Source organism: Anaerosalibacter massiliensis, from assembly GCF_024623155.1.
Classification (GTDB): Bacteria; Bacillota; Clostridia; order Tissierellales; family Sporanaerobacteraceae; genus Anaerosalibacter; species Anaerosalibacter massiliensis.
In genome coordinates this window covers 1-13,018 of record NZ_JANJZL010000018.1, presented here as the reverse complement: position 1 = coordinate 13,018, position 13,018 = coordinate 1, and the positions used below count along the sequence as shown (strand labels likewise).

Below are 13,018 nucleotides of genomic sequence, written 5' to 3'. Positions count from 1 at the left end.
AAAAAGTTGCTCACATTTTATTAAATAATAAATAATCGTTAAATTTAAGTCTTACACATGGTTATCCACATATCAACAAGCCCTATTACTATTACTACTATATTATGTTATCAATCTATCTATCTTTTCTGTATAAACTCATCAGAATTAATAAGGAGGTTTTTTCAATTGAGAATACAAGTAGATCAAAAAAAATTATCTAAACATATAAATATAGTTCAAAAAGGAATTTCTAGTAAAACTACATTGCCAATATTAGACGGAATTCTTTTAGAAGCTAAAGATGGTAAATTAAAATTAACAGGTACTGATTTAGAAATAGGTATTGAATCGTATTTAGAAGCCAATATATTAGAAGAGGGTTCTATAGTTATCAATTCAAGATTATTTGGTGATATAATTAAAAAATTACCTAATTCAGAGATAGATATAAATGTATCAGAAAACAAAATGAATATTGTATGTGATTCATCCCAATTTAATTTAATAGGAAATTCTTCTGTAGAATATCCAGAATTACCTACTTTAATTGACCAATTATCTTTAAAAATACCTATGGATTTATTTAAAGATATAATTAGGCAAACAGTCTTCGCTACAACTCAAGATGAAACTAGACCTATTCTTACAGGAGTATTATTTGAGGTAATTGATGGCAATGCATCTTTTGTAGCTCTTGATGGCTATAGATTATCTTTAAGAAATATAAAAATAAATTCATCAGAAGATGTGAAAGTAGTAATACCAGGAAGAACTTTAAGTGAATTGAATAAAATACTTGAGGAAAATGAAGAAGATATTGAAATCACACTGACTCCTGGACATATAGTATTTAATATTGGAGATACATTAGTATTTTCAAGGTTACTTGAAGGACAATTTTTAAATTATAGAGATATAATAAGAGAAGATCATGATACAAGAATTAAAGTTAATAGAAAGGAATTGCAAGATAGTTTAGAAAGAGCTTCTCTCCTTGCAAAAGAAGAAAAGGCAAATCTTGTAAAATTAAATTTATTTGAAGATAAATTAACAATAAAGTCTAATTCAGAAATCGGAAATGTTCATGAAGAAATGACAGTAGAGCTAGAGGGAGAAGATGTAGATATAGCTTTCAATTCAAAATATATTTTAGATGGCATAAAAGCTATGGATGAAGAAGAGATAGAGCTTTTCTTTATGGGAAGTTTAAATCCTTGTATAATAAAACCTGCTGAAGAGGATAATTATACTTATTTAGTATTGCCAGTTAGACTTGCTAAAGATGATTATTAAAAGAGGGATATATATGAAAAAAGTAAAAATAGAAACAGATTATATTAAGTTAGATCAATTATTAAAATTTGCTGGAATATTGGATACAGGAGGTCAGGGAAAAATATTAATTAAAAAAGGATATATTAAATTAAATGGAGAGGTAGTCAGACAAAGAGGTAAAAAAATAGTAAAAGGTGATGAAATAGAAATAAAGGATATAGGAAAAATTCTTGTGATATAATATTAATGGTCGGACTTGAGGGGTGCTTTAGTTGTATGTAGACAATATAAGGCTTATTAATTTTAGAAACTATATGAATTTAAAATTAAAGCTTCATAAAAAAGTAAATATTTTCATAGGAAAAAATGCTCAAGGTAAAACTAATTTACTTGAGTCTATCTATGTATGTTCATCTGGAAAATCCTTTAGAACCAATGTAGATAGAGATATGATAAATTTTAAAAAGAATCAATCCTATATAGGGGCTAAGGTTATAGGAGAACATTTAGATAAAACTATAGAAATTAAAATTGATAGAAATAAACCTAAAAGAATTAAAGTTAATAAATTAGAAATTGAAAGAAATAAAGAACTATATGGTGGATTAAATGTAGTAGTTTTTTCCCCTGAAGATTTAAGGATTATAAAGGATGGTCCATCAGAGAGAAGAGATTTTATAGACAGGGAAATATCTCAAATAAAACCTATGTACAGATATAATTTAAATAAATATAACAAAATACTATTTCAAAGAAATAATTTACTTAAAAATATGAGAATGAATGAAAAAAATAAGCATTTAGTTGATATATTTAATATACAAATGGCTAAAATTGGGAGCAAGATAATAATTGAAAGAGCTAAGTTTATAGAAAAAATATCTAGATCTTCTAAAAGAATACACAAAAATGTTACTCGTGGCGAAGAAAATCTATCTTTAAAATACAAGACGAATGTAGTTGATAGTTTTAATGACATACTGTATATAGAAAATCTTTTTATAAAAAAACTCGAAAATAATATAAAAGATGATATACTAAAAGGCACAACAAAAATAGGTCCTCACAGAGATGATATAGATATTTTTATAAATAATGTATATTCAAAAACCTATGCTTCTCAAGGTCAACAAAGAACGGCAATCTTGTCTATTAAACTAGCAGAAGTAGATATAATAAAAGAAGAAAAAAATGATTATCCAGTACTTTTATTGGATGACGTATTGTCAGAATTGGATAAGGACAGAAGAAAATTTTTAGTACATGCTTTTAAAGATTTGCAAACTATAATAACATCTACAGATATTATAGATATAAAAGAATTTGATCCACTAAATAAGAAAATTTTTCATATTGATAATGGTGAAATTCTTTAATAAAAGAAGGGGTTAGATAAAAATGTTTCTCCATATTGGAAAAAATTTCACAATACCTATAAAAGATATTATAGCTATTATAGATAAAGAAAGTTCTCTATCTTCATATGGAACTAAAAAATTTATAAATAGAATGAAAAAAGAGGGAAATATATATAATCCAGAACAAATAAGTGAAAAAGAAATAAAAACCTATATTATTACAAATAATACTATATATACATCAAATATTTCATCTAGGACTCTATTTAAAAGAAATAACGAAATGAACAAATCAATTAATCAATTTCTTTAATTTTTAGCTTTTAGTATGGATTGGAGGGAAATCAATGACCAAAGAAAATAATAAGAGAAAATATACAGCAGAAGAAATCCAAGTATTGACAGGATTGGAGCCAGTAAGATTAAGACCAGGAATGTATATAGGAAGTACTGGTTCAAAGGGACTTCATCATCTAGTATATGAAGTAGTTGACAATAGTATCGATGAGGCATTGGCAGGAGTTTGCGATACTATTTTTATATCTATAAATGAAGATAATTCTATAACTGTATCGGACAATGGAAGTGGTATTCCTGTAGAAACTCATCCACAAACTGGTAAATCTACTGTAGAAACAGTACTTACAATTCTTCATGCAGGAGGAAAATTTAATAATGGAGCATATAAAGTATCTGGTGGTCTTCATGGAGTAGGAGTTTCTGTAGTTAATGCTCTTTCAGAATATTTGAAAGTAAGAGTTAAAAGAGATGGGAAAATATATGAACAAGAATTTAGCAGAGGAGTGCCTACTACTAAGCTAAAAATCATAGGTGATAGTGAAGAAACAGGTACAACTATTTTATTTAAGCCAGATAAAGAAATATTTGATGAGGTTGAGTTTGACCATGAAACTTTAGAGTTTAGATTCAGAGAAATGGCATTTTTAAACAAAGGAATAAAAATAATATTAGAAGATAAAAGAGAAAATAAAAAACAAGAATTCCATTTTGAAGGCGGTATAAAAGCTTTTGTTGAGTATATAAATAAAAATAAAACTAAAATACAAGAGAATATAATGTATTTTGATGCTGAGAAAGATAATTCTACTGTAGAATTAGCTATGCAGTATACAGATAGTTATTCAGAAAATATATTTACCTTTGCAAACAATATAAATACTCAAGAAGGTGGAACACATTTAAGTGGATTTAAATCTGCTGTAACAAGGGCTATAAATGATTATGCTAGAAGACATGGAATTTTAAAAGAGAAAGATAATAATTTCCAGGGAAATGACGTAAGAGAAGGACTTACAGCAGTTTTATCAGTAAAGCTTATGGAACCTCAATTTGAAGGTCAAACTAAAACTAAATTAGGTAATAGTGAAATGAGAGGGATAGTAGATACTTTAGTTTCTGAGAGCATGGATAGATTTTTAGAAGAAAATCCTAAGGATGCAAAAATAATTATTGATAAAGCTCTAAAGGCTTCTCATGCAAGAGAAGCTGCAAGAAAAGCAAGGGAATTATCAAGGAAAAGAAGTATATTAGATAATACTACTCTTCCAGGAAAACTTGCCGACTGTTCTCTTAATGATCCATCTATATCAGAAATATTTATAGTCGAAGGGGATTCAGCGGGGGGTAGTGCAAAACAAGGACGTGATAGAGAATATCAAGCTATACTTCCATTGAAGGGAAAAATAATGAATGTAGAAAAAGCAACATTTGATAGAGTGCTTGGTTATGAAGAAATAAAAGCAATGATTACTGCTTTTGGTTCAGGGATCGGTAGTGAATTTGATCTTGAAAAACTAAGATATGGAAAAATAATTATCATGACTGACGCCGATGTAGATGGTGCACATATTAGAACTTTACTTTTAACTTTCTTCTTTAGATATATGAAACCATTAGTTGAAAATGGGAATATATATATAGCACAGCCACCACTATATAAAATATCTAAAGGAAAAAAGGATTATTACGTTTATAGTGATAATGAGCTAGAGGAAATAATGAATGAATTTGGTAGAGATAAGGAATATCCTATTCAAAGGTATAAAGGTCTGGGAGAAATGAATCCGGAACAACTTTGGGAAACTACTATGGATCCAGAAACAAGAACTATACTCCAAGTCTCTGTAGAAGATGCTCTAGCTGCAGATGAAATATTTACAATGCTTATGGGAGACAGAGTAAAACCTAGAAGAGAATTTATTCAAAAAAATGCAAAGCTAGTTAAAAATCTTGATATATAGATAAAAATAATAATTTTAGGATGCTGTATTTGAAAATTTTATTTCCAAATACAGCATTTTTCATTTATCATTTAAATTGTAGCAATAAAAATTATAGACAAAAGGGAGGCGGGTTTTGTGAATATAAAAAAGGGATTAGTATTATTATTTGCATTAGTTTTAGTATTGAGTGTAGGTTGTAGCAATAGGGAAAACGTTTCTGAAAAAACCAAAGATGCTGTAAAAAAAACAGAAGAAGAAAAGAGTGAAAAAATATTAGAAGGTGGAAGAATTATATTGAGCGTAGGTGATGATCCAAAAGTTTTACATCCGTTTTATGCAACAGATAGATCTACTATGACTATAAATAATGGATTGTTTGATCCATTATTTGTAAAAGATGGAGAAGATATAAGATATTATCTAGCTGAAAATGTAAGTATTTCTGATGATAATTTAATTTACACAATAAAATTAAAAGATAATTTAAAATGGCATGATGGAGAAAATTTAACAGCGGACGATTTAGTATTTACTTTTCAAAAAATAGTAGATGAGAAGCAAAATGCTAATTCATATCAAAATTTCATAATAGGTGGAGAACCAGTTAAAGTTGAAAAGGTAGATAATTTAACAGTAAAGCTTGTATTAAATAAAGTTTCAGTGCCTTTTTTAAGCACCATTTCAGGATTATCCCCTATACCTAAACATATATTTGAAGGAGAAGAAAATTTTGAAAAAAGTGAAAAAAATCAGAAACCTATTGGAAGTGGACCTTTTAAAATTAAAGAATGGAAAAAAGGTGAGAGTGTTGTGTTAGAAAGATTTGATGATTATCATGGTGGAAAACCGCATTTGGACGAAGTAGTTTTTAGAATTATATCAGATCCAAATTCCGAGAAAGTTGCATTTGAAAATGGAGAAATATCTACAAGATATATAGATTTTGAAACTTATGAAAAATATGAGAAAGAGGGAAATTTTAATGTATTCGGTTTTGATGAAGGTATGTTAAATTATATGGCATTCAAATTAAATAGTGAGGCATTAAAAGATAAAAAAGTAAGACAAGCTATTGCATATGGGATAGATAAAGAAGAACTTATAAATGGTGGATATAACTCTACTAAATATGCAGAACCAGCATATACAGTATTAGCATCAGATACATTATATTATACTGAAGATGTTGAGCATTATGACTACAATGCTGAAAAAGCAAAAAAATTATTAAAGGAAGCTGGAGTGGAAAATATTAAGCTTACTCTTGGATATATAAATGATTCTAAAGAGCAACAAAATCAAGCCTTAGTAATTCAACAAAGATTAAAGGAGATAGGAATAGAAATAGAATTATTACCTTTAGAAAGAGGGGCTTTTTATCAAAAATTATTAGATCCTTCTAGTACTGATTTTGATCTGGTATTTAATGGGTATGTAATGGGACAAGAGCCAGATAGTTATAAACTAATTTTTAGTAAGGAAGGACCTTATAACTTTGCACAATATAAAAATGTAGAGCTTGATAAGAAATGGGAAGAAGCTGCTATAGAAGTAAATGAAGAAAAGAGAAAAACAATGTATGAAGAAATTCAAAAAGAAATAATGGATGATATGATCCAATATCCAATTTGTTATCCAAAAGCTCTTGTTTCTGTAGATAAAAAAGTTGGAGGAGTAGAAGAAGCTAAAACAGTGCCAATTTTTATGTTTGAAGATTTATCAAAACTTTATTTAACTGAATAGCAGAAAAATACTATATCTCTTTTTACTAGCCTGACAAAATGTTAGGCTAGTATATTTAATTTATAAAATCTAATTATAGGAGAGTGTATAAATGGCTAGATATACAGTAAGAAGAATAATTCAAGCTATACCTATTCTTATTTTTATATCTTTTATATCTTTTTTTATAATAAGACTTGCACCAGGAGATCCGGTAAAGGTATTTATTACTCCCCAAATGACTCATGAACAAATTGAAAGAACTAGAGCTAATCTTGGGCTGGATAAACCTATATACGTTCAATATTTTTATTGGATTAAAAACATTTTAAGAGGAGATTTGGGATATTCGTTTATTAATTATCAGCCAGTATCTAAAGAAATTAGTGAAAGATTTCTTCCAACTATTGGCCTCATGGGAATATCTTTATTAATTTCAATAATATTGTCTATTTTATTAGGTATAGCTTCGGCTATTCACAAGGATAAATTTATAGATAATCTCATTAGTAAGATATGTTATATAGGTATTTCTATTCCTAGCTTTTGGTTTGCAATGATATTAATATATATTTTTTCTATGAAGTTAAAACTACTTCCAAGCATAGGAATGAGAACTATTGGAGCTTATTCTACATTGGATTTAATGAAGCATGGAATAATGCCAAGTATTGTATTAAGCTATCCTAATACTGCCATTTTAACTAGATATATAAGAGTAAGATTAATAGATGAAATGAAAGAAAGCTATGTAAAAACTGCAAAATCTAAAGGAATAAGCCAAAGACAAATTTTCTATAGTCATATTTTAAGAAACTCTTTACTACCAATGATAACAATACTTGGGATGAATTTGCCATCATTAGTATCTGGCGCTTTCATTACTGAAACAATTTTTGGATGGCCAGGAATGGGGAAGCTTGGAGTAAGTTCAATATTTAATTTTGATTATCCAGTTATAATGGCTATAACTATGATGTCATCAATAATGTTAGTTTTAGGTAATTTAATTTCAGATATATGCTATTCTTTAGTTGATCCAAGAATTAGTTTGTAGGTGATAATATGAACAAAAGAATATTTGATAATTTTAAATTATATTTAGAAAGAAATAAAATTAATTACTTATACATTGGGATAATAATTCTACTCATTATTGTCTCTGTTTTAGCAAATTTTTCTCCTTATGACCCTAATGAAATAAATATAACAAATAAATTATTAAGACCAAACTCAAGACATATATTTGATACTGATGATTTAGGAAGAGATTATTTTACAAGAGCTCTTTATGGAGGAAGGGTATCTTTAACGGTAGGATTTTTATCTATGATTATATCCATAACTATAGGAACATTAGTTGGAGCTATTAGTGGATATTTTGGTGGAATGGTTGATAGTATTGTTATGAGAATAATTGATATACTTATGAGTATACCTAGCTTTTTTATAATATTAATAATAAATGCTCATTTTAAACCAGGAATTATTAGTGTTATATTGATTATAGGATTATTTGGATGGATGGGTGTAGCTAGAGTAGTAAGATCAGAGACTTTATCTATTAAAGAAAGAGAATATGTTCTCAGCTCAAAACTATTAGGAGCAAGTCATTTTTGGGTTATATTTAAACATATAATACCTAATCTCATGTCTACAGTTATTGTTTCATCAACTATAAATGTAGCTACTTCAATACTTATGGAATCTTCTCTAAGTTTTTTGGGATTAGGTGTAGTAGAACCTTATTCTTCTTGGGGAAGTATGCTTAGAAATGCTCAAGAGTACATAGAAGAAGCTCCATATTTAGCTATATTTCCAGGTTTATTAATATTACTTACAGTTCTTAGCTTTAATATAATTGGTGACATACTAAGAGAATCATTAGCTCCCAATAACACAGATTAAACTTCCTTAAATAGTTAATATATATTTAAAGATTTAAAATAGTGTTAAAATGTAGGAGGTTAGACAATAATTATAAATAGGAATTGAAATATGATATAATATAATAAATTAAGGTAAATTCCTTAGTTGGACACTGTTTAAGGAGGTTAGAGAATGGATAAGGAAGAAAATAATGTTGTAGTAGTAAATATTGAAGAAGAAATGAAGAAGTCCTATTTAGATTATGCAATGAGTGTTATAGTTAGCAGAGCATTGCCAGATGTAAGGGATGGATTAAAACCAGTTCATAGAAGAATACTTTATGCTATGAATGAATTAGGACTTTCTCCAGAGAAACAATATAGAAAATCTGCTAGAGTTGTCGGTGATGTTTTAGGTAAATATCATCCTCATTCAGATACCTCTGTATATGATGCTATGGTAAGACTTGCCCAAGATTTCAATACTAGATATCCTCTTGTAGATGGTCATGGAAACTTTGGTTCTGTAGATGGAGATAGTGCAGCGGCTATGCGTTATACAGAAGTGAAAATGACAAAACTTGCAACAGAAATGCTTAGAGATATAAATAAAGATACAATTGATTATGGATTAAATTTTGATGAGTCTTTAAAAGAGCCTATAGTGCTTCCAAGTAGATTTCCTAATCTTTTGGTAAATGGTTCATCAGGTATTGCAGTAGGTATGGCAACTAGTATTCCTCCTCATAACCTATGTGAAGTAATAGATGGTATATTAGCTATTATAAATGATCCACATATAGATATAGATGCTCTAATGGAAATTATAAAAGGACCAGATTTCCCTACTTCTGGTATAATAATGGGAATTGAAGAAATAAAATCTGCTTATAGAACAGGTAGAGGTAAAGTAATAGTAAGGGCTAACACAGAAATAGAGGAATTTGGAAAAGGAAGAAATAGAATTATAATCACAGAACTTCCTTATCAAGTAAATAAAGCAAGACTAATAGAAAAGATAGCAGATCTTGTAAGAGATAAAAAAATAGAAGGAATCTCAGACTTAAGAGATGAATCAGATAGAGAAGGTATGAGAATAGTAATTGAATTAAAAAGAGATGCTATTCCAAAAGTAGTATTAAATAATTTATATAAACAGACCCAATTACAAGATACATTTAGTATTATAATGCTTGCATTAGTTAATGATGAGCCTAAAATATTAAATTTAAAGGAAATGTTAACTCATTATTTAGAATTTCAGAAAGAAATAATAGTTAGAAGAACTAAATATGAATTAAAAAAGGCAGAAGACAGAGCTCATATATTAGAAGGTTTAAAAATTGCATTAGATCATATAGATGAAGTAATAAGCATAATTAGAAATTCAAAAGATGATAAAACAGCTAAAGATAAGCTTATGTCTAGTTTTGGTCTTTCTGAAAAACAATCTCAGGCTATATTGGATATGAGACTTAGAAGGCTTACTGGTCTTGAAAGAGGAAAGATAGAAGAGGAATATGAGGAACTAATAAAAGAAATAAATAGATTAAAAGAAATACTTGCAAGTGAAAGTTTAGTATATGAAATAATAAAAGAGGAGTTATTAGAAATAAAAGAAAAATATGGCAACGAAAGAAGAACTATGATAATGCCATCAGAAGATGAAATTAATATAGAAGATATGATTAAAAAAGAAGATGTAATAATTACATTAACACATTTTGGATATATAAAAAGAATTCCAGAAAACACCTATAGACTTCAAAAAAGAGGTGGTAGAGGAGTAGCTGCTTTGACTACAAGAGAAGAAGATTTTGTTGAACATCTATTTATTACATCAACTCATGATACTATATTATTTTTTACCAATAAAGGAAGAGTTCACTCCTTAAAAGCTTATGAAATTCCAGAAGGTAGAAGACAATCTAAAGGTATGGCTATAGTCAATCTTTTAAATTTAACAGGTGAAGAAAAGATAAATGCAGTAATTCCTATAAGTGAATATGAGCCAGAAAATAACCTAGTATTTGTTACTCAAGAAGGTATTATTAAAAAAACTAAATTTGAACATTTTAAAAATATAAGAAAAACTGGTTTGATTGCTATAGGATTAAGGGATGATGATGAATTAATAAGTGTAAAGAAAACAGATGGAAAAGAAGAACTAATCATTGTAACATCAAAAGGAATGGCTATTAGATTTAAAGAAAGTGATGTAAGACAGATGGGTAGAACTGCTATGGGAGTAAAAGGTATAAACCTAAATAAGGGAGATAAAGTAGTAGGAATGGATTTAGTAGAAAAGGGAAAAGATTTATTAGTAATTAGCAGCAATGGATATGGTAAAAGAACTCCATTAGATGAATATAGACCTCAAACTAGAGGTGGAAAGGGACTGAAGACATATAATATTAAAGAAAAAACTGGTCCATTAGTTTCTGCTAAAGTAGTAGATAAGGAAGACGAAATTATGATGATTTCTAACTGTGGGACTATCATAAGATTGAATGTAAGAGATATATCAGAAATGGGCAGAAATACTCAAGGAGTTACATTGATGAAGATAAAAGATAATGATGAAGTTGTAGCTGTAGCTAAATATGTTGAAGAAGAATAAATAAAATAAGCATACTTAATTAAGTATGCTTATTTTATTTAATAATACCTAGTAAAATGCTTTACATTAATTTTTTTTTATTATACAATTAATTCAATACTATAAGGGTATTAAGGAGGTCGTCTTATGGCATTAGATGTGAATATAAAATATGATGAAGAGAAGAACATTTGGGTTGTTAATCCATCTGGAGAAGTAGATATATATACATCTCCAGAATTAAAAGAAAAGCTTTTGAAATCTTTAAAAGAGAAAGAAACAGATTTGCTAATAAATGGTGAGAAATTGGACTATATTGATAGTACTGGATTAGGTGTTTTAATTAGTATTTTGAAAAGGGTCAAAGAAAAAGATAATGATGTAATTATTATAAATTTGAAATCGAATATTAGAAAATTATTTGATATTACTGGATTGGATAAGGTATTTATAATCAAGGAGTGAAAAAAATGGATAAGGATTTTATTAAACTTACAATTCCAAGTAAGCCAAATTATGTAGGGGTTGTTAGACTCACCACTTCTTCTATAGGAAATGAAGCTAAATTAAGCATTGATGATATAGAAGATATTAAGGTGGCAATATCTGAAGCTTGTATAAATGCAATGGGAAGATCAGAAATTTTAAATATTGAATATGAGCTTTATAAAAATAAATTAGTAATGTTTGTAGAAAATGTATCGGATGAAATAGATAGTTCTCAAGAAAATGCTAAAGAAAAAGAATTGGGAATATTAATAATAAGATCTTTAATGGATCAAGTAGAATTTACAAGTAGAGGAATAAAAATGATAAAAAAAATAGAGGATGGTATTGATGACTAATCAAGGTTTAAGTAAAAAGAGGAACTTTGATGATATAAAAGATATTGATACAAAAGTTTTATTTCAAGAATATAAGAGAAATGGAGATTTAAATATAAGGAAAGAGTTAATAGAGAGACATCTCTATATAGCAGAAATACTATCTAAAAAGTATGCTAATAGGGGAATAGACTATGAAGATATATATCAAGTAGCTTCTATAGGTCTAATATATGCTGTAGATAGATTTGATGTGGACAAAGGTTTTAAATTTTCAAGTTTTGCAACACCTACCATTATAGGAGAAATAAAAAAGTATTTTAGAGATAAAGGTTGGACCATAAGAGTTCCTAGGAGAATACAAGAACTTTCAAAGAAAATAAATAACTCTAAAGAAATACTTAGCCAAAGATTACAGCGTTCGCCTACAGTAGAGGATATAGCGGAGTATTTAAACTCTACTACTGAGGAAGTCTTGGAGGCAATGGAAGCTAGTAAAGTATATACCCCTCAATCTTTAGATGTAAGTTATGACTCTAACAATGATGATAAAGATGTAAATTTATCAGAACTAATAGGAGAAGACGATATTTACTTTGATAAAATTGAGAATAATGATTTTGTACTAAGAACTATGAGAAACTTAAATGATATGGAAAAGCAAATACTTGTAGATAGGTATTTTAATAAAAGGACTCAAGTTTCTATTGCAGAAAAGCTAGGAATATCTCAAATGACTGTTTCTAGAATAGAGAAAAAGGTCATTGAAAAGTTTAGAAAAGAAATGAATAAAACTTTAAGTTAAAATGAGCAAAACTATTGACATATATTAAACATGCCTGTATAATAGAAAACAGTTGCTTAATTTGAAACTTAAAGCAATCTCAAATTTTTTGAAGAAAAATGAAGAAAAATGTTGACAAAATATTTTATTGATGGTATAGTATATAAGTCAGCAAAAAAAGAACCTAGAAAATTGAACAGTGTAAAAAGTCCTTAAGTTAATAACTTTAATTAAAGCTTAAGTTCATATGAAAATATGAAAGTAAGTAATTCTGAGATTAAACTTTTATTATGAGAGTTTGATCCTGGCTCAGGATGAACGCTGGCGGCGTGCCTAACACATGCAAGTCGAGCGAAGGATATA

General features: G+C 28.1%; 12 protein-coding genes and 1 rRNA gene. All 13 read left to right on the top strand.

Going from position 1 to position 13,018, the window contains the following annotated elements; genetic code table 11:
• Positions 1-168: 168 nt before the first annotated feature.
• The gene (gene dnaN / locus NSA23_RS15170; RefSeq protein WP_042679037.1) at positions 169-1,275 is read left to right on the top strand and encodes a DNA polymerase III subunit beta; all 1,107 of its coding nucleotides are present in this window, start codon (positions 169-171) and stop codon (positions 1,273-1,275) included.
• 13 nt (positions 1,276-1,288) lie between these two features.
• Entirely contained in the window at positions 1,289-1,498 is a 210-nt protein-coding gene (locus tag NSA23_RS15165; RefSeq protein WP_042679036.1) for an RNA-binding S4 domain-containing protein, read from the top strand.
• A gap of 31 nt (positions 1,499-1,529) precedes the next feature.
• On the top strand, positions 1,530-2,633 hold the full coding sequence (recF, locus tag NSA23_RS15160) for a DNA replication/repair protein RecF (protein ID WP_042679035.1): 1,104 nt from the start codon (positions 1,530-1,532) through the stop codon (positions 2,631-2,633).
• A gap of 22 nt (positions 2,634-2,655) precedes the next feature.
• Positions 2,656-2,928 carry an extracellular matrix regulator RemB gene (gene remB, locus NSA23_RS15155; protein ID WP_042679034.1) on the top strand — a complete coding sequence of 91 codons (273 nt, stop codon included), beginning with the start codon at positions 2,656-2,658 and terminating at the stop codon, positions 2,926-2,928.
• A 34-nt stretch (positions 2,929-2,962) separates the two neighbouring features.
• Entirely contained in the window at positions 2,963-4,876 is a 1,914-nt protein-coding gene (gyrB, locus tag NSA23_RS15150; RefSeq protein ID WP_042679033.1) for a DNA topoisomerase (ATP-hydrolyzing) subunit B, read from the top strand.
• Positions 4,877-4,993: 117 nt separating this feature from the next.
• Positions 4,994-6,601 carry an ABC transporter substrate-binding protein gene (locus NSA23_RS15145; protein WP_257490738.1) on the top strand — a complete coding sequence of 536 codons (1,608 nt, stop codon included), beginning with the start codon at positions 4,994-4,996 and terminating at the stop codon, positions 6,599-6,601.
• A 91-nt stretch (positions 6,602-6,692) separates the two neighbouring features.
• Positions 6,693-7,637 carry an ABC transporter permease gene (locus NSA23_RS15140; RefSeq protein ID WP_257490737.1) on the top strand — a complete coding sequence of 315 codons (945 nt, stop codon included), beginning with the start codon at positions 6,693-6,695 and terminating at the stop codon, positions 7,635-7,637.
• 8 nt (positions 7,638-7,645) lie between these two features.
• Entirely contained in the window at positions 7,646-8,488 is an 843-nt protein-coding gene (locus NSA23_RS15135; RefSeq protein ID WP_257490736.1) for an ABC transporter permease, read from the top strand.
• Positions 8,489-8,641: 153 nt separating this feature from the next.
• On the top strand, positions 8,642-11,068 hold the full coding sequence (gene gyrA, locus NSA23_RS15130; RefSeq protein ID WP_257490735.1) for a DNA gyrase subunit A: 2,427 nt from the start codon (positions 8,642-8,644) through the stop codon (positions 11,066-11,068).
• A gap of 126 nt (positions 11,069-11,194) precedes the next feature.
• Positions 11,195-11,512 carry an STAS domain-containing protein gene (locus tag NSA23_RS15125; protein WP_042679028.1) on the top strand — a complete coding sequence of 106 codons (318 nt, stop codon included), beginning with the start codon at positions 11,195-11,197 and terminating at the stop codon, positions 11,510-11,512.
• A 5-nt stretch (positions 11,513-11,517) separates the two neighbouring features.
• A complete protein-coding gene (locus NSA23_RS15120) occupies positions 11,518-11,892 on the top strand; it encodes an ATP-binding protein (RefSeq protein ID WP_257490734.1) in 375 nt (124 codons plus the stop codon).
• A complete protein-coding gene (locus NSA23_RS15115; RefSeq protein WP_257490733.1) occupies positions 11,885-12,676 on the top strand; it encodes a SigB/SigF/SigG family RNA polymerase sigma factor in 792 nt (263 codons plus the stop codon). The genes NSA23_RS15120 and NSA23_RS15115 overlap by 8 nt, the downstream gene beginning before the upstream one ends.
• Positions 12,677-12,941: 265 nt before the next feature.
• A 16S ribosomal RNA gene (locus NSA23_RS15110) occupies positions 12,942-13,018 on the top strand; the annotation flags it as partial.